At 65.7% G+C, this 22,398-nt stretch carries 23 protein-coding genes; 11 read left to right on the top strand and 12 right to left on the bottom strand.

Annotated elements, in window-relative coordinates:
• Positions 1-139: 139 nt before the first annotated feature.
• Positions 140-2,086 (bottom strand): FTR1 family iron permease, encoded by a 1,947-nt coding sequence (locus RRU_RS14500; RefSeq protein WP_014626455.1) that lies wholly within the window; start codon positions 2,084-2,086, stop codon positions 140-142.
• A 277-nt stretch (positions 2,087-2,363) separates the two neighbouring features.
• On the opposite strand from RRU_RS14500, the gene RRU_RS14505 reads away from it, so the two are divergent.
• From RRU_RS14505 to RRU_RS14535, 7 genes are all read left to right on the top strand, one after another.
• Positions 2,364-3,506 (top strand): saccharopine dehydrogenase family protein, encoded by a 1,143-nt coding sequence (locus tag RRU_RS14505; RefSeq protein ID WP_011390620.1) that lies wholly within the window; start codon positions 2,364-2,366, stop codon positions 3,504-3,506.
• Between the two features lie 97 nt (positions 3,507-3,603).
• Positions 3,604-4,929 (top strand): 30S ribosomal protein S12 methylthiotransferase RimO, encoded by a 1,326-nt coding sequence (gene rimO, locus RRU_RS14510; RefSeq protein WP_011390438.1) that lies wholly within the window; start codon positions 3,604-3,606, stop codon positions 4,927-4,929.
• Entirely contained in the window at positions 4,889-5,584 is a 696-nt protein-coding gene (gene mobA / locus RRU_RS14515; protein WP_237703773.1) for a molybdenum cofactor guanylyltransferase, read from the top strand. The genes rimO and mobA overlap by 41 nt, the downstream gene beginning before the upstream one ends.
• A 44-nt stretch (positions 5,585-5,628) precedes the next feature.
• Positions 5,629-6,129 carry a cyclic pyranopterin monophosphate synthase MoaC gene (gene moaC / locus RRU_RS14520; protein ID WP_011390440.1) on the top strand — a complete coding sequence of 167 codons (501 nt, stop codon included), beginning with the start codon at positions 5,629-5,631 and terminating at the stop codon, positions 6,127-6,129.
• Between the two features lie 108 nt (positions 6,130-6,237).
• Positions 6,238-6,489, top strand: a complete 252-nt coding sequence (moaD, locus tag RRU_RS14525; protein ID WP_011390441.1) for a molybdopterin converting factor subunit 1 — start codon at positions 6,238-6,240, stop codon at positions 6,487-6,489.
• 4 nt (positions 6,490-6,493) lie between these two features.
• The gene (locus tag RRU_RS14530) at positions 6,494-6,982 is read left to right on the top strand and encodes a molybdenum cofactor biosynthesis protein MoaE (protein WP_011390442.1); all 489 of its coding nucleotides are present in this window, start codon (positions 6,494-6,496) and stop codon (positions 6,980-6,982) included.
• Between the two features lie 136 nt (positions 6,983-7,118).
• Positions 7,119-7,697, top strand: a complete 579-nt coding sequence (locus RRU_RS14535; protein WP_011390443.1) for a TetR/AcrR family transcriptional regulator — start codon at positions 7,119-7,121, stop codon at positions 7,695-7,697.
• Between the two features lie 151 nt (positions 7,698-7,848).
• Here RRU_RS14535 and RRU_RS14540 read toward each other — a convergent pair whose 3' ends face one another.
• The 10 genes from RRU_RS14540 to flgB form a co-directional block, all read right to left on the bottom strand.
• A complete protein-coding gene (locus RRU_RS14540; RefSeq protein ID WP_011390444.1) occupies positions 7,849-8,199 on the bottom strand; it encodes a phasin family protein in 351 nt (116 codons plus the stop codon).
• A 246-nt stretch (positions 8,200-8,445) separates the two neighbouring features.
• Positions 8,446-11,097: an alanine--tRNA ligase gene (gene alaS, locus RRU_RS14545; RefSeq protein WP_011390445.1), complete on the bottom strand. Its 2,652-nt coding sequence runs from the start codon at positions 11,095-11,097 to the stop codon at positions 8,446-8,448.
• Positions 11,098-11,356: 259 nt separating this feature from the next.
• Positions 11,357-12,457, bottom strand: a complete 1,101-nt coding sequence (gene recA, locus RRU_RS14550; protein WP_011390446.1) for a recombinase RecA — start codon at positions 12,455-12,457, stop codon at positions 11,357-11,359.
• 109 nt (positions 12,458-12,566) lie between these two features.
• Positions 12,567-15,056 (bottom strand): hybrid sensor histidine kinase/response regulator, encoded by a 2,490-nt coding sequence (locus RRU_RS14555; RefSeq protein ID WP_011390447.1) that lies wholly within the window; start codon positions 15,054-15,056, stop codon positions 12,567-12,569.
• Between the two features lies 1 nt (position 15,057).
• Positions 15,058-16,128, bottom strand: a complete 1,071-nt coding sequence (gene flhB / locus RRU_RS14560; protein ID WP_011390448.1) for a flagellar biosynthesis protein FlhB — start codon at positions 16,126-16,128, stop codon at positions 15,058-15,060.
• A gap of 61 nt (positions 16,129-16,189) precedes the next feature.
• Positions 16,190-16,951, bottom strand: coding sequence for a flagellar biosynthetic protein FliR (gene fliR / locus RRU_RS14565; RefSeq protein ID WP_011390449.1), 762 nt, complete (start codon positions 16,949-16,951; stop codon positions 16,190-16,192).
• Between the two features lie 176 nt (positions 16,952-17,127).
• The gene (gene fliQ / locus RRU_RS14570) at positions 17,128-17,394 is read right to left on the bottom strand and encodes a flagellar biosynthesis protein FliQ (protein ID WP_014626457.1); all 267 of its coding nucleotides are present in this window, start codon (positions 17,392-17,394) and stop codon (positions 17,128-17,130) included.
• A 75-nt stretch (positions 17,395-17,469) separates the two neighbouring features.
• Positions 17,470-17,790, bottom strand: coding sequence for a flagellar hook-basal body complex protein FliE (locus tag RRU_RS14575; RefSeq protein ID WP_011390451.1), 321 nt, complete (start codon positions 17,788-17,790; stop codon positions 17,470-17,472).
• Positions 17,791-17,837: 47 nt separating this feature from the next.
• Positions 17,838-18,251, bottom strand: a complete 414-nt coding sequence (gene flgC / locus RRU_RS14580; RefSeq protein WP_011390452.1) for a flagellar basal body rod protein FlgC — start codon at positions 18,249-18,251, stop codon at positions 17,838-17,840.
• A gap of 33 nt (positions 18,252-18,284) precedes the next feature.
• Positions 18,285-18,662: a flagellar basal body rod protein FlgB gene (gene flgB / locus RRU_RS14585; protein WP_237703774.1), complete on the bottom strand. Its 378-nt coding sequence runs from the start codon at positions 18,660-18,662 to the stop codon at positions 18,285-18,287.
• A gap of 246 nt (positions 18,663-18,908) precedes the next feature.
• Here flgB and RRU_RS14590 point away from each other — a divergent pair, with 246 nt between their 5' ends.
• Genes RRU_RS14590 through fliP form a run of 4 tightly spaced genes read left to right on the top strand, consistent with a single transcriptional unit; the run spans position 18,909 to position 21,039 of the window.
• Entirely contained in the window at positions 18,909-19,280 is a 372-nt protein-coding gene (locus tag RRU_RS14590; protein ID WP_011390454.1) for an EscU/YscU/HrcU family type III secretion system export apparatus switch protein, read from the top strand.
• A gap of 22 nt (positions 19,281-19,302) precedes the next feature.
• Positions 19,303-19,812 (top strand): hypothetical protein, encoded by a 510-nt coding sequence (locus tag RRU_RS14595; RefSeq protein WP_011390455.1) that lies wholly within the window; start codon positions 19,303-19,305, stop codon positions 19,810-19,812.
• Between the two features lie 4 nt (positions 19,813-19,816).
• Positions 19,817-20,248 (top strand): flagellar biosynthetic protein FliO, encoded by a 432-nt coding sequence (fliO, locus tag RRU_RS14600; protein ID WP_011390456.1) that lies wholly within the window; start codon positions 19,817-19,819, stop codon positions 20,246-20,248.
• Positions 20,245-21,039, top strand: coding sequence for a flagellar type III secretion system pore protein FliP (fliP, locus tag RRU_RS14605; protein ID WP_011390457.1), 795 nt, complete (start codon positions 20,245-20,247; stop codon positions 21,037-21,039). The genes fliO and fliP overlap by 4 nt, the downstream gene beginning before the upstream one ends.
• A gap of 15 nt (positions 21,040-21,054) precedes the next feature.
• Here fliP and RRU_RS14610 read toward each other — a convergent pair whose 3' ends face one another.
• On the bottom strand, positions 21,055-22,260 hold the full coding sequence (locus RRU_RS14610) for an acyltransferase family protein (protein WP_011390458.1): 1,206 nt from the start codon (positions 22,258-22,260) through the stop codon (positions 21,055-21,057).
• Positions 22,261-22,398 lie beyond the last annotated feature (138 nt).

Genomic DNA, 22,398 nt, shown 5'->3' on the forward strand with positions numbered 1-22,398 from the left:
CGCTCCGGGAGCATCGGTATGGTGATTAAGTCGCATTATCGTTTTAAAGTCTTTTTTTAACGGGCTCCTCCGACCCGTGGTCTTTTTTTGCCCGACGCCCGCCGGTCCGGCGGCACCCGCCGCTCTGGCGGCGCCGGGATCAGGGGGTGGCCGGCGACGGACCCCGCCGCCGCGTCGCCACCAGCAAGCCGATCACCGCCGCCACCACCAGGGCGATTTGCGGAACAAGGGATTCGACATAGGGGAACATCCCGATCATCGGCAGGTCGGGGGCCCAGGAGACCAGCGTCGGCTCGATGATCTTGCCTTCCACCAGCTCCATGATGCCCTTGCCGGCGAAGATAAAGGCCATGGCATAGAGCAGCCCCCCGGTGATCATGAAGAACGGCCGGATCGCCAGCTTCATCGCCCCGGCGCGCATCACCAGATAGATGACGCCCAGCCCTACACAGCCGACGGCGAAGCCGCCGGCGATGGCGAACAGCCCGGTGGTATCGGCATCCAGGGTCAGGGCCTGATAGAACAGAACGGTTTCCGCGCCTTCGCGGTAGACGGCCAGGAAGCTGGTGAACCACAGGGCCTTCAGCGATCCCGACGACAGCGATCCCTCGACCTTGCCCTTGATATAGGCCATCCACTTCTGGGCCTCGGCCTTGGAGACCAGCCAGTAGCTCATGGTGAACAAGATCACGGCGGCGACCAGCATGGTGGCGCCTTCCAGAACCTCCTGGCTGGCCGCCGAGGCGCGGAAGACCAGCTTGAGCAGCACCGCCGTCACCACCGAGCAGGCCAAGGCGACCAGAACGCTGTTGACGATGGTGCCCTGGCGGTCGCGATTTCCGGTTTTCACCAGATAGGTCAGGATGGCGGTGACGATCAGCATCGCCTCCACCCCCTCGCGCAGGATGATCAGCAGGGCATAGAAGAACAGCGCCGTCGGCGACGACGACCCGCCGCCCAGCATCTCGATGGCCTTCTTCATATCGACGGCCATCGCCTCGGCGGCGGCCTTCAGCGTCGCCTGATCGGCCCCCTGGTTGATTAGGGCGGCGATCTTGCTGAAATGCGCCTCAAGCCGCGCCTTGAAGGCGGTGTCGCGGGCGCCGATGCGGCTTTCCATGCCGCTGGCCTCGAACACGTCGAAATAGGTGTCTTGGATCGATCCGGCGGCGGCGCCGGTCTTGCCTTCGCCGGCCATCGCGATGGCGCCATCGATGCGGGTGGCGACGTCGCGGGCGACTTGGGCCCAATCGGCCTCGGGCTCGGCGGCCGGGGCGGCCTGATCCTTGGCGATGCCGACCAGCGGCAGGCCGGGCAGCAGGGCGGTCAGTTCCTCGACCAGAACATCGGCCGAGGCGCGGATCATCCTTGGCGGCTTGCCGGCGTCGACCAAACCCAGGATGCGCTGGAATTCGGCGTTGAAGGCGATGTCCTGGCGTTGGGAGAGCGTGCGCCGGACCGCGGTTTCCAGCAGCGAGTTCTTATAGCCGCTAAACTGGGCGCGGGTGATCAGCGCCTTGGCCTCATCGGGCTTTCCCGCCTCGAGGGCGCTGGCGGCGGCGTAAAGATCGGTGCCGATCGCCTCGACGGCGCGCTGCCAATAGGGTTCGATGGTTTGCGGCAGGGCCGGAGTCGGATTGGGGGCGGCCTCGTCCTCGGCGCCGGCGGCCGGGTGCGCCTTGATCTTGAAGCCGGCCTCGAGCACCGGCACCACGGCGCGAATCGCCGCGATCTGGGCGGTGGTCCGGGCGGCGACCTCCTCGGGCGGGGCGCCGGCCATCACCAGCTTGCGAATGGCGCCGAATTCGGCCTCCAGGGCATAGCTGGCCTTGGCCGAGATATTGACGCGAATAGGACCTTCAAGGTTCTCGAAAACCTCGAAATAGGCGCGCTGGACGTTGGTCTTGGCGGTTTCGGCGTCGCCCGCCCGGTAGCTTTCCGCCGCGCCGCTCAAGAAAGCGTCGATGCGATCGACCATTCCCTTGTAGTCGGGATCGGCCAAGGCCGGACCGAGGCCAGCGGCCCAGACGAACACCACCACCGCCACCCGCGCGGTCCACAGCGACACACCCTTGAGAACACCCAAACCCCATACTCCAACGGCACGGTTATCCATAAACATGCAATGGGCATGGTAATGAGAGGAGTTATCAGGTCAAGCGCGAAAGCCATGCATTTTCATTCTTATCGGCCATGTCCTACCATCACCCAAGCCCGGCTGGCCCCAGGCACCGACGAAACCACCCATGAAACCGACGGTTCGTCGGAAAAACCGCCGGTCTGGCGACGTTCCATGGCGTTCCGTCCGACACGAAGGGGTGCTTCCCTAAAGAAATAGTCGATCACCACGGAGGGTCTTGACCATGACGCGCATCCTTCTTCTCGGCGGCGGTAAGATCGGCGAGGCCATCGCCACCCTTTTGGGCGAAAGCGGCGATTATCAAATCGTCGTCGGCGATCGCAGCGCGCAGGCTTTGGCCGGGGTCGCGGCCTTGCCCGGGGTCACCCCCCTGGTGATCGACGCCAGCGACGAGGACGCGGTGGCGGCGGCGGCCGGCGGCGCCTTCGCTATCCTCAGCGCCTGTCCGTTTTTTTTAACCGTCGGCATCGCCCGGGCGGCGCGCCGCGCCGGCGCCCATTATCTCGATCTGACCGAGGACGTGGCCTCGACCGCCGAGGTCAGGGCCCTGGCCGAGGGGGCGACCAGCGCCTTCATTCCCCAATGCGGTCTGGCGCCCGGCTTCATTTCGATCGCCGCCAACGATCTGGCGCAGAGTTTCGATAGCCTCGACTCCTTGCGTCTGCGCGTCGGCGCCCTGCCGCGTTTTCCCACCAACGGGCTCAAGTACAACCTTTCCTGGAGCACCCAGGGGCTGGTCAATGAATATCTCCGCCCCTGCGAGGCCATCGTCGATGGCCGGCTGACGACGGTGCAGCCGATGGACGGCCTGGAGAGCTTCTCGCTTGATGGCGTGGCCTATGAGGCCTTCAATACCTCGGGCGGTCTGGGCAGCCTGTGCGAGACCTATGCCGGGCGGCTGCGCGCCCTTGATTACCGCTCGGTGCGCTATCCCGGCCATTGCGCGCTGATGAAGGTGCTGCTTGATGATCTGGGGCTGTCGCGCCGCCCGGAGCTGCTGTGCGAGCTGCTCGACGCCGGCCTGCCGATCACCGCCCAGGACATGGTGCTGGTGCTGGTCACGGCGCGCGGCCAGCGCCAGGGGCGCTTCATCGAGGAAAGCCTGATCAGCCGCATTTTCGGCAAGCCGGTGGCCGGGCGCCAACTGAGCGCCATCGGCCTCACCACCGCCTCGGGCATCACCGCCGTTCTCGACCTGCTGGTCGAAGGCGCCCTGCCCGATCGCGGCCTGATCCGCCAAGAAGACATCCCCTTGCCGCTGTTTCGCGCCAACCGCTTCGGCCGCAATTATTGGCCCGACGAGGCCGAGGCGGCCCAAGGCGCGCAGGCGCCGGCGCGCCCCAGCCCCGACCTCTGTCCCGCCTGATCGTCTTTAACCGCGTCGGGGCGGCGAGCGGTCTGGCTTTTTGGAAGGAGTCTGGCCTATATGGGGGCTTAAAACTTTCCCCCGCGCGCGAGAGAGCATGAACAAAGACCTTCAGAAGGTGGGCATCGTCAGCCTGGGCTGCCCCAAAGCCCTGGTCGATTCCGAACGCATCCTCACCCGCCTGCGGGCGGAAGGCTATGAGGTGTCGCCCACCTATGACGACGCCAATGTGGTGATCGTCAATACCTGCGGCTTCCTCGATTCGGCCAAGGCCGAAAGCCTGGAGGCGATTGGCGAGGCCATGGCCCAGAACGGCCGGGTGATCGTGACCGGCTGCATGGGCGGCGACGAGGCCGCCATCCGCAGCGCCCATCCCGGCGTTCTGGCGGTCACCGGACCCCAGCAATACGAGCGCGTGGTCGCCGCCGTCCACGAGGCGGCGCCGCCGGCCCATGACCCCTATCTTGATCTGGTGCCGGCCGAGGGCATCCGCTTGACGCCCCGCCATTACGCCTATCTGAAGATCTCGGAAGGCTGCAATCACGGCTGCACCTTCTGCATCATCCCCGATCTGCGCGGCAAACTGGTCAGCCGCCCAGCCTCCAAGGTGCTGATGGAGGCCGAGAAGCTGGCCGAGGCCGGGGTGCGCGAGTTGCTGGTGATCAGCCAGGACACCAGCGCCTATGGCGTCGATCTGCGCCACGGCGAAAGCCCCTGGCACGGCGCGCCGGTCAAGGCCCGCATGACCGAGCTGTGTAGCGCCCTGGGCGAACTGGGGATCTGGGTGCGTCTGCACTATGTCTATCCCTATCCCTTCGTCGACGAGATCATCCCGCTGATGGCCGAGGGCAAGATCCTGCCCTATCTGGATATCCCCTTCCAGCACGCCAGCCCGAAGATCCTTGAGGCGATGAAGCGCCCGGCCGCCCAGGACCGCACGCTCGAGCGCATCCGCCGCTGGCGGACGATCTGCCCCGATATCGCGCTGCGCTCGACCTTCATCGTCGGCTTCCCCGGCGAAACCGAGGACGATTTCCAGCAGTTGCTCGACTGGATGGGCGAAGCCGAACTCGACCGCGTCGGCTGCTTCAAATACGAGGCGGTGGCCGGGGCCAAGGCCAATGCCCTGGCCGATGCCGTTCCCGAAGAGGTCAAGGAGGAGCGCTGGCACCGCTTCATGGCCGCCCAGCAGGAGATCAGCGAGCGCCGTCTGGCCCAAAAGGTCGGAACGGTGATCGAGGCGATCATCGACGAAGTCGACGAGGAAGGCGCCATCGGCCGGACCAAGGGCGACGCCCCCGAGATCGACGGCAGCCTGTTCCTCAACGGCGAAACCAGCCTCGCCCCGGGCGATATCGTGCCCGTGCTCATCGAGCATGCCGATGAATACGACCTGTGGGGCTCCCTTGCCGGCAAGGACTGACATCGCCTGCGGCCTGCTGGCCGGGGGCGAGGGCAAACGCCTGGGCGGCGTCAGCAAGGCCCTGGTGCCGATCGCCGGTCAGCCGATGGCCGCCTGGGCCCTTGATTCGGTGCGGCGGAGCGTGGACGTGGTGGCGCTGTCGGTTCACGCCCCCGATCCGGCGCTCGCCGTGCTCGGCCTGCCCCAGGTCGGCGACGGGCCGGGCCCGCGCCTGGGCCCGCTGGCCGCCGTCGCCGCCCTGCTCGACTGGGCCGAGACTCGGGGGGCCAAGCGCCTGCTGACCCTGCCCGTCGATACCCCCTTCCCCCCCGCCGATTTGGCCGAACGCCTGACCCGGGCCCTTGATCAGGCCGCCGCCACCGCCGATCCCCGGGACCCGCCCGTCGCCGTCGCCAGCTTCGCCGGCCGCCGCCACAACGCCGTGGCGCTGTGGCCGGTGGGCGGACGGGTGGCGGCGATCGCCGCCCGGCTGTGCCGCGACGGCGGCGGCGCCTTGCGCGCCCTGCTCGAAGAAGCCGGCTCGATCGCCGTCGCCTTCGACGACCTGGGGCCCGAGGATCCCTTCCTCAACGTCAATACGCCCGAGGATCTGGCCCAGATCCGCGGCCTTGCCACCACCCGCCTCGCCCGCCGGATGGCGCGGACACATCCCTGAGCCGCCCCGCCGGTGCTGGAGTTTCGACCACAGGAGTTTCCCCGATGACGGACCCCGCCCCCGCCACTGCCGACGGGCTGACCCATTTCGATACGGCGGGCAACGCCGTGATGGTCGATGTCTCGGCCAAGGATGAGACCGAACGGGTGGCCGTGGCCGGCGGCTGCGTGGAAATGGCGCCGGCCACCCTGCGCGCCATCATCGAGCGCGGCCTGAAAAAGGGCGACGTGCTGAGCGTGGCCCAGTTGGCCGGCATCATGGGCGCCAAGCGCACCCCCGATCTGATCCCGCTGTGCCATCCTTTGGCCCTGACCAAGGTCGCCGTCGAGCTGACCCCCGACCCCGACCATGACCGGGTGGTGATCACCGCCACCTGCGCCCTGCGCGGGCGGACCGGCGTCGAGATGGAGGCGCTGACCGCCGTCGCCGTCGCCGGACTCACGGTTTATGACATGTGCAAGGCCGTCGATAAGGGCATGCGCCTGACCGATATCCGGCTGCTGTCCAAAACCGGCGGCAAGTCGGGGACCTGGACCGCCTCCTAATCGTGACGCGGTGAGCGGGGACCAGATCTCGCGCTCGCCGCTCCAGGGGATTTTCTCTGGGCTTCGCGCTCGCCGGGGCGGGCCCCATGACCAAAGGACACACCTCCCATGAAACTGCTCTATTTCGCCTGGGTGCGCGAGACCGTCGGCCTGGACGAGGAAACCCTATCCCTGCCGCCCGGCGTCACCACCTTGGGCGACCTCGCCCTGTGGCAGGCCGGGCGCGGCGCCGGCTATGCGGAAGCGTTTTCCGACCCCCGCCGCCTGCGCGCCGCGGTCAATCAAGACCTCGCCACCCCCGAGACGCCTTTGACCGCCAGCGATGAAGTGGCGTTCTTCCCGCCGCTGACCGGGGGCTGAGGCGATGGCCGTTCACGTCCAAAGCGCCGATTTCGACAGCGCCGCCGAGATCGCCCGCTTCGAGCGCCAAGCCGCCCTCAAGGGCGCCGGGGCGGTGGCCAGCTTCTGCGGGCTGGTGCGCGGCCGCGAGGGGGAGGATGGTCCGCTGATCGGGGCGATGACCCTGGAACACTACCCCGGCATGACCGAGCGCGCCCTGGCCGCCATCGAGGCCGAGGCGCTGGCCCGCTGGCCGCTGACCGATAGCCTGATCATCCACCGCTTCGGCCGGCTGGAGCCGGGCGCGCGCATCGTGCTGGTCTGCACCGCGTCCTCGCACCGCGAAGCCGCCTTCGCCGCCTGCGCCTTTCTGATGGACTGGCTCAAGACCAAGGCGCCCTTCTGGAAAAAAGAGGAAACCGCCGAGGGACCGCGGTGGGTCGACGCCAAGGCCGAAGACGACGCCCGCGCCGCGGCCTGGAACGAGGCAAGCGCGCCGCGCAACCCCGACTAAGCCGCGACCATTTTGCCGACGAAACAAGACAGATGCAAAAGGCTCTAGTCATAGCGGAAGGGATGTATTAGCTTTAAGACTGTAGACCGCCCAAGGTACGGGCGGGCATCCTTTTCAGACGGAGGCGGCATTGCAGGTGAAACCGCGCGAGCGTCTGATCGAGACCGCCATCACCCTCTTCGCCTCCGAAGGGTTTCATGCGACTGGTATCGATCGGATCCTAGCCGAGGCCGGGGTGGCCAAGATGACCCTCTACCGCCACTTCCGCTCCAAGGACGACCTGATCCTCGCCGCGCTCGACCGTCATTGGCTGGTGTTCCGCCACTGGCTGGAAGAGCGTCTGGCCGCCTGCCCCGCCACCCCCGGGCCGACCATCGAAACCCTCTTCGACGGTCTGGCCGCTTGGCAAAGGGGCCAAACCCTTCAGGAAATCCGCTTCCAGGGGTTCTTGCCCATTCATGCGGCGGGCGAATTCGGCGCGAGCGATCATCCGATCCACCGCGCCGCCGCCGCCCAGATCCAATCGCTGACCACCTTGCTTGATGCCGCCAGCCAACGCGTCGGCATCGACGCGGTCGCCGCGGCGCAGATGGGCCTGCTGGTGGTTGGCGCCCTGACCATCGCCCATATTCAAAGCGACGGCCGGGCCTTCGAGATCGCCCGCCACAGCGCCCTGACGCTCGCCCAAAGCCACCCCGCGCCCCTGCCCGCTTAAAGCGTACCCGCGATCGCCCGCTTATCCTTGGCACAGAGCGGCCTTGGCTTTATCGCCGGCAGCGCCTCCCCCCTCCATGCCGCCAAAAGCGATCGGGCCGCCCTTCTTGCGAAAGGCGGCCCGAAGCGGACGGTTCGATGAGAAGAAAAAATCAGGCGGCCTTGGCGACCGTATTGAGTGCGGCCTTGGCCCGGGTGGTGACGGGCTCGAAGGCGCCCTTGAGCAGCACGGTCGACATCTCGGAAACCTTGCGCGACTGGACCAAGGCGGCTTCCCAGTTGTCGCGGATCAGCTTGGTCTGCAAAGCGGCGGCTTCGGCCGGCGACTTGACGCTGGCCAGGGCCTTGCCGGCTTCCAGCACGCTGTCGAACGACTTGGCGGCGAAGCCGAAATACTCACGGGACAGTTCTTCCACACCCTTGGCGAAGGTGGAGCCGGCGGTGACCGCGGCGTCAAGATTATCCTTATTGAACTTCACGATGTCTTCGTAGCCATTGACCATCACAGGATCCTCCGTTTCTTGGAACGCGCCTTATCCCGGCGAAGCCGGGGCTTCCAGAGCGGCGCGTCTCGGTTTATTGTGCGCCGCAACATGAGACTAATGTAGCGCGTCCCAGCGCCCTGTCAAGCCACTTTTGTGCAGTGCACAAAAAGTCCAAAGGGGGGCGCAAAAAGTCCGGGCGGGGAAGGTCCCGCGACCCTCCCCGCCCGTTTTCAAGCTTTCTTTTCGACCGCTAAGGCGGCGCGATCAGCCGGCCAAAGCCGCCTCGATCGCCGCCAGGGCCGCGCCGGCCTGGGCGCCATCGGGGCCCCCGGCCTGGGCCATGTCGGGGCGGCCGCCGCCGCCCTTGCCGCCGATCGCCCCGGCCCCGGCGCGCACCAGGGCGACGGCATCGAAGCGCCCGACCAGATCCTCGGTGACGCCGACCACCAGCGAGGCCTTGCCGTCGGCCACGGCGATCAGGGCGACGACGCCCGAGCCAAGTTGCTTCTTCACCTCGTCGACCATGCCCTTCAGGTCCTTGGCCGGAACGTCTTCCAGCAGGCGGCCGACCCATTTGACGCCGTTGATCTCGACCACGGCCGGGGCGGCGGCGCCACCGCCGCCGGTGGCCAGCTTGCGCCGGGCGTCGGCCAAGTCGCGCTCCAGCCTGCGCCGGTCATCGAGCAGGGCCTGGATGCGGCCCGGCAGATCGGCGGGAGTCACCTTCAAAAGCTGCGCCGCGCCACTGACCAGATCATCCTGGGCCTCGATATGCTCGAAAGCCGCCTGACCGGTGACCGCCTCGATCCGGCGCACGCCCGAAGCCACGGCGCCCTCGCCGATGATCTTGAAAAAGCCGATGTCGCCGGTGCGCCGGGCATGGGTGCCGCCGCACAGCTCGACCGAGAACGGCCGGTTGGCGCCGGGCTCGCGCCGGCCCATCGACACCACGCGCACCTCCTCGCCGTATTTCTCGCCAAACAGCGCCATCGCCCCGGCTTCGATCGCCGAATCGGGGTCCATGATCTGGGTGGTGATTTCGGCGTTGGCGCGGATCTCGCGGTTGACGTCGTCCTCGACCACGCGGATCTCGGCCGCCGACAGCGGCTTGGGATGGCTGATATCAAAGCGCAGGCGATCGGGGGCGACCAGCGAGCCCTTCTGGGTCACATGCTCGCCCAAACGCCGGCGCAGGGCCTCGTGCAGCAGATGGGTGGCCGAATGGTGGCTGCGCAGGGCGTCGCGGCGCTCGGTATCGACAACGAAGCGGGCGGCCTGACCGACGCGGATCGTCGCCCCCTCGACGCGGCCGATATGGACATGCAGCGCGCCCAGCTTCTTAGCGGTGTCGCGGACAACGACCTTGCCGCCCTCGGCCAGACGGATCTCGCCGGCATCGCCCATCTGGCCGCCGGATTCGCCATAGAACGGCGTCTGATTGGCGATCACCGCCACCTCGGTATCGGCGGGCGCGCTTTCCACCACCTTGCCGTCAACGACCAGGGCGACGATCGCGCCTTCGGCGTCGGTGCTGGTATAGCCGAGGAATTCGCTGGCGCCGACCCGGTCGCGGATATCGAACCACACCGCCTCGGTCGCATGGTCGCCCGAGCCGGTCCAGCTTTTGCGCGCATCCTCGCGCTGGCGGGCCATCGCCGCGTCGAAGCCGGCGGTATCAACGCCGATGCCGCGCGGCCGCAGGGCGTCCTGGGTCAGATCGAGCGGGAAGCCATAGGTGTCATACAACTTGAAGGCGACCGGGCCGGGCAGGCTGTCGCCGCTCGCCAGATCGCCGGTTTCCTCGGCCAGCAGCTTCAGCCCGCGATCGAGCATCTGCTTGAAGCGGGTTTCCTCGAGCTTCAGGGTTTCGGTGATCAGGGCGTTGGCCCGATTGAGCTCGGGGAACTGGTCGGCCATCTCGCGGTTGAGCGCCGGCACCAGCTTGAACATCAACGGATCGACGCAGCCCATCATATGGGCGTGACGCATCGCCCGGCGCATGATCCGGCGCAGCACATAGCCGCGACCCTCGTTGCTGGGCAGCACGCCATCGGCGATCAGGAAGCAAGCCGAGCGCAGGTGATCGGCGATCACCCGGTGGGAAACCTTGTGCGGACCATCGGGATCGGTGCCCGCCGCGCTGGCGATCGCCTCGATCAGGGCGCGCATCAGGTCGATGTCGTAGTTGTCGTGCTTGCCTTGCAGAACGGCGGCCACCCGTTCCAACCCCATGCCCGTATCGATCGACGGCCGGGGCAGCGCGACCCGCTGATCCACCGTCAGCTGCTCGAACTGCATGAACACCAGATTCCAGATCTCGATGAAGCGGTCGCCGTTCTCATCGGCGCTGCCCGGCGGGCCGCCGGCGACCTTGGGGCCATGGTCGAAGAAGATCTCCGAACAGGGGCCGCAGGGGCCGGTATCGCCCATCGCCCAGAAGTTATCATTGGTCGGAATGCGGATGATGCGCTCGTCGGGCAGACCGGCGACCTTGCGCCACAGCCCGGCGGCGTCCTCGTCGGAGGTATGGACGGTGACCAGCAAGCGGTCCTTGGGCAGGGCGTATTCCTCGGTGATCAGCCGCCAAGCGAAATCGATCGCCTGTTCCTTGAAATAATCGCCGAACGAGAAATTGCCCAGCATTTCAAAGAAGGTATGGTGGCGCGCCGTATAGCCGACGTTATCGAGGTCATTGTGCTTGCCGCCGGCGCGCACGCATTTCTGCGAGGTCGTCGCCCGGTGATAGGGCCGGGTTTCGGCGCCGGTGAAGACGTTCTTGAACTGGACCATGCCGGCGTTGGTGAACATCAATGTCGGGTCGTTGAGCGGCACCAGCGGGCTTGAGGCCACCTCTTGATGTCCGTTCTTGACGAAGAAATCGAGGAACGTCCTGCGGATTTCCGACGTGGTGCTCATGGGCGATCCATCCAAGCCAAAGTTTAAGTCCCGGGTCCCATCGTGGACCGGGTCAAAATCGGGGCCGAAATCAGGGCCCGAATCGGGGGAAGGCCGTTGACCGCGCCAACCGCGCCGGGCGCACCGCCCCCTCCAGGGCGATGATGTAACGGCGCAAAGCCCCCTCCGACAAGGGGAAAAGGCGAAAGAAAGGCCTGGATGGGGGACGTTTCGCCTCCCCCCGGTTCACCACCGGGGGGAAGAACACGAAAAGCGGGCGTCAGGCTTCGTCGCCGACTCCGGCGGCGCCACCGGCGTCGTCATCCTCGCCGCCCGGACCGCCGATCATCTCCTCGGCGATCAGCCCGGCATTGGCGCGCACGGCGTTTTCGATTTCCTCGGCCATCGCCGGATTGTCGCGCAGGAACTGCTTGGCGTTCTCGCGGCCCTGGCCGATGCGGGTGGAATTATACGAGAACCACGCCCCCGACTTCTCGATGATATTGGCCTTCACCCCCAGGTCGAGCATCTCGCCTAGCTTGGAGATGCCCTCGCCATACATGATGTCGAATTCGACCACCTTGAACGGCGGGGCGACCTTGTTCTTGACCACCTTGACCCGCGTCTGGTTGCCGACGACCTCCTCCTTGTCCTTCACCGCGCCGATGCGGCGGATGTCGAGACGGACCGAGGCGTAGAACTTCAGCGCATTGCCGCCGGTGGTGGTTTCGGGGTTGCCGAACATCACGCCGATCTTCATGCGGATCTGGTTGATGAAGATAATCAAGGTGTTGGAGCGCGAGACCGTGCCGGTCAGCTTGCGCAGGGCTTGGCTCATCAACCGCGCCTGCAGGCCGACATGGGAATCGCCCATATCGCCTTCCAGTTCGGCCTTGGGCACCAGCGCCGCCACCGAGTCAATCACCAGCACATCGATGGCGCCCGACCGCACCAGGGTATCGGCGATTTCCAGGGCCTGTTCGCCGGTGTCGGGCTGGGACACCAGCAGGTCATCAAGGCTGACGCCAAGCTTGCGGGCATAGAGCGGATCGAAGGCGTGCTCGGCGTCGACGAAGGCGCATTGACCGCCCTTCTTCTGCGCCTCGGCCACCACATGCAGGGCGAGCGTGGTCTTGCCCGAGCTTTCGGGCCCGTAGATCTCGACGATGCGCCCGCGCGGCAGACCGCCGATGCCCAGGGCGATATCCAGGCCCAGGGATCCGGTGCTGATCGACTCGATGTCGACGACACTGCCGCGCTGGCCGAGTTTCATGATCGAGCCCTTGCCAAAGGCGCGCTCGATCTGGCCCACAGCCGCTTCCAAAGCCTTTTGCTTGTCCATCGTATCCTTATCCACCAGACGCAAGACGCTCTGCGACATTTCGGGCCTCCGTTATCCCATGGCCGCGCCCGCACGCGCAACCATGCTCAAACGTACTCTTTTTGTTCTCGCATTCAAGGGGCAAAATAGAACAGAACAAGATCACCGTTCACGCCAGAACCTCGCGGACCTTTTCGGCCAGGGCTTTCAGGCTGAACGGCTTGGGCAGGAAGTGGGTATCGGGCTGGTTGACGATATCGCCGCGAATGACATCCTCGGAATAGCCCGAAATCAGGATGATCTTCAGATCGGGCCGCGCCTCGCGCACCCGGCCGGCCAGGGTGGCCCCATCCATGCCCGGCATCACCATATCGGTGATCAGCAGGTCGATCTCGGCACCGTCCTCGAGCACATCCAGCGCGCCTTCGCCCGAGCGGGCTTCGAGCACCGTATAGCCCTTGTTGCGCAGGGCCCGCGATCCGAACACCCGCACGGCGTCCTCGTCCTCGACCAGCAAGATGGTCTCCTTGCCCGTCAGGTCGCGGGCCTCGCCCCCTTCCTCGCCGCCCCCGCCCGGCGCGCCGTCGCCCGGCCCCACTCCGCCCTCGGCCCCGCCGGCGCCCGCTCCGGCGACCTCGACGGGCGGCTCGTGGCGCGGCAGATAGATGGTGAAGGTCGCCCCCTCGCCCAGGGTCGATTCGACGAAGATGAAGCCCTCGGTCTGGCGGACGATGCCGTAAACGGTTGACAGCCCAAGCCCGGTCCCCGCTCCCGCCGTTCCTTCCGATTTGGTGGTGAAGAACGGCTCGAACAGCCGACCAAGGTTCTCGCGGGTGATGCCGGTGCCGGTATCGACGACATCAATGACCACGTAATCCCCGGGCGGCACCGCCTCGGTCCCCTGGTTCATCTCGGTCTCGACCGCCTCGCGCCGGGTCGAGATGGTCAGTTGCCCGCCGCCGGGCATGGCGTCGCGGGCATTGACCGCCAGATTGATGATGACCTGATCGAACTGGCCGGGATCGACGCGGATATGGACGGGTTCGCGGCCGTGGGCGAGCTTCAGGACCACCCTCTCGCCAAGCAGGCGGCGCAGCAGATGCGACAGCTCCGACAGCGCGTCGGTCACATTGAGCAAGCGCGGCCGCAAGGGCTGGCGGCGCGAGAAGGCGAGAAGCTGGCGCACCAGATTGGCGGCGCGATTGGCGTTTTGCTTGATCTGCATGATATCGGCGAAACTGGGATCGCCGATGCCGTGGCGTTGCAACAGCAAATCGGAAAAGCCGATCATCGCCGTCAGCAGATTGTTGAAATCATGGGCGACGCCCCCGGCGAGCTGGCCCATCGCCTGCATCTTCTGGGCCTGGGCGAACTGCTGCTCCAGGTTCTTTTGCTCGGTGGTGTCGATCAGATGGGCGACCGCGCCATCGGGCGGATCGCCGGGGCGGCCGCTCAGGCTGGTCATCGGCGACAAGAACACGCCGACGGCCACCTCGCGTTCGCCGCGCACCAGGCGGATATCGGCCTGGGCGGTGCCGCCGCCCACCACCTTGTCGACCAGCGCCCGCAGGTCCTCGCGGTCGTTGCGCGCCGCCAGATCGGCCAGCGGCCGGTCAAAGACATCGGCCGCCTCCAGCCCGACCATCGCCAGGAACGAGGCGTTGCAATCGGTGATCGCCCCTTCCGGGTCGGTCAGCACGATCCCCACCGGGGCGCCGTCGAACAGCCAGGGCCGCCGACGCAGCCAGCCGCCCTCGCCCGCCGTCGGCGCGGCCTCGCCGGCGGGCAGACGCACCACCACCGATCGGGTGCGTAGCTGGCCGGCGTCATCAAAGGTCGATTGGCGCACCTCGGCGTCAAAAGCCGGCTCGTCGACGGGAAGAAAGCGCAGGCGGCCCTCCCAGGCCCCATCGGGTTCGGGGGCCGGGCCTTCCATCACCGCGTCGATATCCAGGCCGACCATGGCGTCGGTATCGCGGCCCAGCCATTGGGCGAAAACCTGATTGGCGTAGCGCAACCGGCCATCCGTATCGGCCGAATAAAGGCCAACGGGCAGGAAATAAAGGAAATCGGCCAGTTCCTCGCGCTCACGCAGCAAAACCTCGTCGATGGCGCGGCGCGCCGTGACATCGCGGCACGACCACAAGCGACTGCCCGGTTCGCGGCCGGGCGCCACCATCACCCGCACCCATTCGGGCTCGCCGCTATAGCCTTCGGGATCGCGCAACGGCAGGTCGACCTCCTCGCGCAGACCGATGCGCGCCGCCTCCTCCAAGCGCCCCAGGGCATCGGCGGCCATCATGTCGCCATGCAGACGCTGGCGCAGATGGGCCAGCGGCGGGTGGCCGCCCCACAGGGTTCTGGCCTGGGAATTGGCGTAGCGCGCCCCGCCATCGGCGCCGATCAGCAGGCGCGGGCCGTCTTCGATATCAAGCAAGGCGGCGGCGGCCCCGCCGCGGGCGGCGGCCTCGCCCCATTGGGCGAAGCGGCGCAGCAGGGCGGCCAGCGATCCCAGGGCGATGGTGGCACCGATCGCCGCCACCCAGCCGGCCACCGGCAATTCGCCCAGGGCCGACCACAAGCCGCCCGCCAGCGCCCCGCCCAGGCCCGCCCCCAGCCCCCACAGGGCCGGCTCGCGAATCAGCACCGCGTCACTCATGCTATCTCTTCGTCGCCTTCTTCAGGCGCATGACATAGCCGATCACCTCGGCCACCGCCTTGTAGTGGTCGGGGGGAATTTCATGATCGATCTCGACGGCGGCGAACAAGGCCCGGGCAAGCGGCGGGTTTTCAACGATGGGCACCTCGTTCTCCTCGGCGACTTCGCGGATCTTGAGCGCGATGAAGTCCTGGCCTTTGGCGACCAGCACCGGCGCCGACATCATGTCCATATCGTATTTCAAGGCCACGGCGAAGTGGGTCGGGTTGGTGATGACAACGCTGGCCTCGGGCACGCGGGCCATCATCCTTTCGCGGGCGCGGCGCATGCGCAGCTGGCGGATCTTGCTTTTGATCTGCGGATCGCCTTCGGCGTTCTTATGCTCGTCCTTGACCTCCTGCTTGGTCATCTTCAGTTCTTCGATGTGCTTGTACTTCTGAAAGGCGAAATCGGCGGCGGCGATGGCGCCGACGATGGTGACCACCGAGATCAGCAAAACCACCAGAAGCCGGTGGATTTGCCCCAGGGTGACCAGGATATCCTGGTCCATGAACAGCTCGGGCGTGCGCAGCCGGGGCAGCATCAAGGCGGCGACGATGGCGCTGACCACCACCACCTTGACGATGCCCTTGACGCCTTCGACCAGGGCGCGCACCGAAAACAGCCGCTTGAAGCCGGCGAGCGGGCTGATCTTCTGCAATTCCGGGGTTATCTTCTTGGCCGAAAAGATCAGGCCGAACTGCCCAACGCCCCCCAAAATCGCCAGCACGATGAACATGGCGATCGGCATCGCCAGCACCAGCCCGATATCAAGCAGCAGCCGGGCCAGCAGATCGCGCAGGCCCACGGCATCCAGATGGAAGGTGTCGGGTTGCTCAAGAAAAACGCGGACCCGCAGCGCCACCTTGTCGGCGATCCAGCCGCCCATCACGGCGACCATGAACAAGGCGCCGCCCAGCATCAGAAAGCTTTTGACCTCCTGGGACTGCGCGACCTGACCGTCTTCGCGAGCTTTGCCAAGCTTGCGCGAACTGGGGTCCTCGGTCTTGGAGTCCTTGTCGTCGTCGGCCATGACGCCCTTTCGTGGCTGGTCTCAGGAAACGCGGCTCCCCTTCAAGACGCCTTAAGGCGTCTCAAGGCATCGCCAGATTGATCAGCCCGCGCTCGAAATGCCCCAGGAAAGAATAGATCAGGAAGGGCACGGTGGTCATCAACAGGGCCAAACCGAACAGGATCTGGGCGGGCATGGCCACGAACAGCACATTGAGCTGGGGCATCAGCCGGGCGATCACCCCCAGCGTGGCATTGAAGATGATGGCATAGATGATGAAGGGGGCGGCCAGCTGCAGCCCCAGGCGAAAGCCCGAGGACAAGATGGTGACCAGCAGCTGCACCATATCCCCAGTATCGGGCATCTGGCCCGGGGGAAAGGCGTCGTAGCTGTTGACCACCGCCTCGATCATCAAATGGTGCATGCCGGTGACGAAGACCATCACCATCGCCACCTCGCCCAGAAAGCCGGCGATCAGGGCGCTTTGCTGGGCGGTGGTCGGATCGAAGGCCTGGGCCATCATCAGGCCGGTGGAAAAGCCCATGATATTGCCGGCGAAACTGACCGGCACCAGCAGGAACTGCGCCATCATGCCCAAAAACACCCCGATCGTCGCCTCGACGGCGATCAGCAGCACCAGGAAAGCCGTGTTATCGGGAGCGGGCGGCAGGGCCGCTCCCACCGTTGGCAGGGCGACCAGGGTAATGGTCACGGCCAGCAGGATGCGGATATTGACCGAAACATAGGTGGACGACAGCCCGGGCAGAACCAGCATGGCCGTGCCCAGCCGCACGAAGACCAGCAGAAAATGAAAAAGGTTCTGGTTTAAAAAAGCGTCGAGCACGGCGTCCCCGCGACTAGATCACACTGCGTTAACCGAGATCCTCTTAAAGGGGGAATCGTTTAACCCAGACTCTTTGATCTAGATTCAATAGATTAGAGCGGCAATCATGCGGAAAATTCCCATTCTTTTTCCGCATGATTGCCGCTCTGTGGTCGGCCCCGGCCGCGCCCCGCCCCCTAATCAAGGGTGGTGACGATATCCATCAGCCGCTCCATGAACTCCGAGGCCTGACGCACCATCCATGGCAGGGTCAGCAGCAACGAGGCGAAGACGACGACGATCTTGGGAACGAAGACCAGGGTCATTTCCTGGATCTGCGTCAGCGTCTGAAACAGCGCGATGATCAGGCCGATGACCATCCCGGCAAGCAAGGGCGGCGCCGAGATGATGAGCATGGTCAAGATGGCGTCGCGCGCCACATCCATGATCATGCCTTCGTTCACCGGCCGTCTCCCCGCTTTGCCATGCCCGCCTTCCCCGGCCCGGACCCGCCCGGGAAAAGCCCCGGCCGCCGCGCCTCAGATCGGCATGCGCAGAATGGTCTCATAGGCGTTGACCACTTTGTCGCGCACGGCGACCACGGTCTGCAAGGTGCTTTCGGCGTTATTGACCGCCATCACCACATCGCGCAGATCGGCCTTGCCCTCGATGGCCAAGCGGCTTTGCGCCTCGCCCTGGCGGCCGGCGGTGATGGTGTCATCGATCGCGCCCTTGACCATGCTGGCGAAGCTCGGGCCCTCGGGCTGGCCGGACGGAAGAAGCCCCCCGGTCATCTCCGCGCCGCCGATGCGCGACGCGGACTTATAGGCGGAAACGGCACTGGCGAAATCGACGGCCATGGGACTCTCCGAGGGGTACGGGGGAGGACGGACGAAACCGCCCCTAATTACGAGCGCAGCAATTCAAGGGTGTTGCGGGTCATCTCGCGGGTGGCGGTAATGACGTTGAGATTGGCTTCGTAAGACCGCTGGGCCTCGCGCATATCCATCATCTCGACCATCGGGTTGACGTTGGGGGCCAGCACATAGCCCTCGGCGTCGGCGCCGGGATGGCTTGGATCGTATTTGCGCGTGAAGGCGCTCATATCTTCGCGGACCCGGCCGGTGCGGACCATTTCGGCCCCGACTTCGCGGTCCATCACCGATTTGAAGGTGACGACGCGGCGACGATAGGGATCCTCGCCCTGGCGTTCGGCCATGGAATCGGCGTTGGCCATGTTCTGGGCAATGGTGCGCAAGCGTTCGGTCTGGGCCTTGAGACCCGAGGTGGCGATCGCGGCTGTTTGTTTCAACTCGTCCATGGACATGCCTCCTCAGGCGCCTCGCTCTCGGGCTTAACGGCCGGCGCGGGTGGCGATCTTGATCATGTTGAGGTGCTTTTTAACCAGCTCGATCGACAGGTTGTACTGGTTCTTGGTGTCGCTGAGCGCGCTCATCTGCTCCTCCAGCACCACCTCGTTGCCATCGGCGGCGCTTTCATAGGGGAAGCGCTCGGTGACCTCGCGGTAGGGGCCGGGTTCGGGAATGCCGGGGGCTAGGTGACCGGCGTCGGTGCGCACCATCGCCACCTTCGACGCCTCGCTCATCGCCAGATTCTTGAAGTTCAGGCTTTTGAGGTCATGGGAGCGGTAATTAGGCGTGTCGGCATTGGCGATATTCTCCGACAGCACCTTCTGGCGCTGGGCGGACCAGTCCAGGCGCATCTTCGCCATCTTGAATATCGCGAGCTTGCTGATGTCCATTGCGATCCGTCCGCTCCGCGGGTTCCATCCACCCGGGCCAAGCCTTGCCATCAAGCCCAGCCAAGTGACCAAGACTATCTGCCATATGCACTTAACAAAGCGTAAAGTCCGCCCCGCGACCTCCGGCAGGACGCCTCTCCCGCGGCCCCTCTTAATGCCTTGTTAATGGCCGGAGATCATAGTAGAGGCGAAGGCACCGGACGGCGGGAGAGTCCGTTGGCGACCAGCGATCAGACAAAAGGGGGCGGCCGGCCCGCGGGCGGAAGCGACCGCGAGAGGGGCAAACCCGACGAATCGCTGGCCATCGCCCTGGCCTATGAGCCCGTTGATGGCGCGCCTCCCCCCCGGGTGATCGCGACGGGACGGGGAGCGGTGGCCGACCAGATCATCGCCCTGGCCTTCGCCCATGGGGTCAAGGTCCGCCAGGACGCCGATCTCGCCCGTGTTCTGTCCGCCGTCGATCTGGACTCGGAAATTCCCGTCGAGGCCTTCGTCGCCGTCGCCGAAATCCTCGCCTATGTCTATCGCGCCAACCGACAGGCCGCCGAAAGCCAGCCCGAGGCGCCCCTGGCGGCGGAGCAGCCTTGATAACCGCAGCGGAGCAGCCTTGATGACCACCGACCTCCGGGGTCCGGACGATCTCGCCAGCGACCTGGAAAAGACCGCTTCGGTCGTGGCGACGGCGCTGCGCCTTGTGAACGATGGCCGTGCCGTCGATCTGGCGGCGCTGGAAGGCAAGGTCGCCGTGCTGTGCAAGGCGATCGCCGCCCTGCCCCGCGATCAGGGACGGCGGTTTCTCGATCCTCTGGACTCGCTGATCCGCGGCCTCGATCTGCTTGAAGAGGCCCTGCGCCTGCGCTTTGACCGCCTGCTCGACGCCATGGGCGAAGGCGCACCCGACAGGGCGACCGTCCTCGCCCCCATCGCCCCCCCGCCCGGCGGCGCCGCGCCGGTTCTGGTCGACCCCCATCAGGCGGTGCCGCGCAAGGCCGTGCGCGCCTATGACCGCATTCCTTCCCTGCCACCGATGACGGCGGAACCGGCCCCGTTCGAGGAACCGGCGGAGGAGTCGTCCGAAGATCCACCCGCCGCGGACCCGACGACGGCCGAGGATCGCTGACCCCATGGATATGGACAGTTACCTTCGCTTCGTCCTGGCCCTGGTTTTCGTCCTTGGCCTGATCTTCGCCCTCGCCTATCTGCTGCGCCGCGCCGGTGGCGGGATGATGGGGCGCAGCCGTCGCGGCGGTCGCCGGCTCAGCGTGGTCGAAGCCACGGCGCTTGATCCCAAACGCCGGCTTGTTCTCGTGCGCCGCGACGGCGTGGAACACCTGTTGCTTGTTGGAGGGGCCACCGACGTGGTCATTGAAACCATCACCGCCGGATCATCGTTTCCCGGATCATCGTTTGAGAGTGACGCCGGCCCCGGCGATGCCGTCGGATCGGGCCTGACCAAGGCCCCGGCGCCATCGGGCCCTTCGGCCTTCGCCCGCCTGCTTGGCGAGCGCGGCGCCGCCGACACCCCCGATCTTCCCCCGGGGCGGAGCCCGTCATGACCGCCCTTTCCCAGCCGGGCACGCCGCCGAACCGATGGGCGTGGATGCGCCGGGGCGCGCTCGCGCTTGGCCTTGGCCTTGGTCTTTGCCTGCTGTCGAGTTTGGCCGGCGAGGCGATGGCCCAATCGGTCAATGTCGATCTCGGCACGGGCGGCGGCTCGACCACGGCGCGGATCATCCAGTTGGTCGGCCTGCTCACCGTGCTCAGCGTCGCCCCCGGGCTGCTGATCATGGTCACAAGCTTCACCCGGATCGTCGTCGTGCTGTCGATCCTGCGTCAGGCCCTGGCCACCCAATCGACGCCGCCCAACATGGTGATGGTCAGCCTCGCCCTGTTCATGACCTTCTTCATCATGGCCCCGACCTTCCAACAGGCCTGGGATCAGGGGCTGTCGCCGTTGATCCAGGAACAGATCAGCGAAGAAGAGGCCTTCACCCGCACGGTCGCCCCCTTCCGCACCTTCATGCTCGCCCATGTCCGCGACAAGGACCTGGAGCTGTTCATGTCCTTCAACAAGGAAACCGCCGCGCAGCCCTCCGATGTCTCGACCCAGGCCCTGATCCCGGCCTTCATGATCAGCGAACTGCGCCGCGCCTTCGAAATCGGCTTCCTGATCTTCCTGCCCTTCGTGGTGATCGACATGGTGATCGCCTCGGTCCTGATGTCGATGGGCATGATGATGCTGCCGCCGATGATGCTGGCCATGCCCTTCAAGCTGATCTTCTTCGTGCTGGTCGATGGCTGGTATCTGGTGATCGGCTCCTTGCTCTCAAGCTACGGCACAAGCTGAGCCCCCCGCAGCCCGCTAAACCACGCCTTCGGGAAGGGCCTTGACCGGCTTTGCCCGCCGCCCTCGCGCCGTCAGGCGGCGGGCCAGGGCGATGCCCGGTTGTTCGATCAGGCGATGGGCGAGAAAGGCCGCGCCGACCGTGGCGCCAAGGGTCGCCGCCCACAGCAGCGCGAACATGCCGATGGCGGCGAAGCCCGTCGCCTGGGTATCGATCAGCCCGGCGGTGAGGCCGGGAAGTGTCTCCAGAACAAGAAAATGCAGCACATAGCAGCTGAAGCTGAGCGTGCCGAGCTGGCGCAGCGCGCCGTGGGAGAACAGCGTCGGCGATCCCTTGGCCAGGGCCAGGATGAAGATCATGAAGGCCAGCGTCGCCAGGGCCAGCGGCGGAACGCCAAAGGGGTTGAAATAATGCGTTCCCCGGACGACTTCGGCGACGACGACATAGATAAGCCCGCTCAGGGCGATCAGGCCATAGGTCAGCGCCGGTGACAGGGGGGCTTGGCCGCTCCCCCGCTTGATCAGAAAAAACAACAAGATCCCGCAGCAGAAAATCGGCGCCTGATTGGGAAACCAGAAATAGAGGAAATTGCTGACGGCGCGCGGCGGATAATCGGCGAAAGCGATCTTTCCATAGACATTGGCGAGGATCGCCAAAACGATAAGAACCACCAGCGCCCCCAGCGCGCGCCGCGCCGAGGTGATGACCAGGACGACAAGGGGAAACAGCATATAGAAGGTGAATTCGACTCCGATGCTCCATCCCCCGGGAACGACCATCCAGGCATCGTCCACCGTCGGCGTCCACACTGGGTGCCAGGAGTTGATAAAAGACAGGGCGATCAAAAGCTGAGAAAAATCAAAGCCGCTGGCCGGCGGATCAAAAACAAAATAAAGAAGCGCCCCCGTATAATACATGGGAGCGATTCTTAAGAATCGTCGAATCATGAAGTTCTTGCACGCCGTTCCATAGCGTTCGTGCCGCCCTTGCCAGGACATCATCAAGGTGACGGCGCTGGCCAGAAAGAACATCTGAACCCCATGCCAGCCAAAATTGGTGATGTGCTTGACCGGCGTTGGCAGCTCGGGAAAAGCGCCGCCCACATGGCAGGTTATGACCAGCAGGATGGCCCATCCGCGCACGGCGTCGATATAATCGACTTTTACCGGACCGTCGGAGCCACCCCGCCGCCCCCCGGCATTCCGGCTGTCACTGATCAGCATCGTTTCGCTCCCAAAACAAGACCCGGATGGTCCGATCTTGGAAGCGGCAGGCGGCGCTGTCAAATACAGGCTTTAGGGGAAACGATCCATCTCCGATCGCCGATACCGACCTGGGCCGCCCCCAGCGAGTCGCTCGGG

Source organism: Rhodospirillum rubrum ATCC 11170, from assembly GCF_000013085.1.
In the GTDB taxonomy this organism is placed as follows: Bacteria; Pseudomonadota; Alphaproteobacteria; order Rhodospirillales; family Rhodospirillaceae; genus Rhodospirillum; species Rhodospirillum rubrum.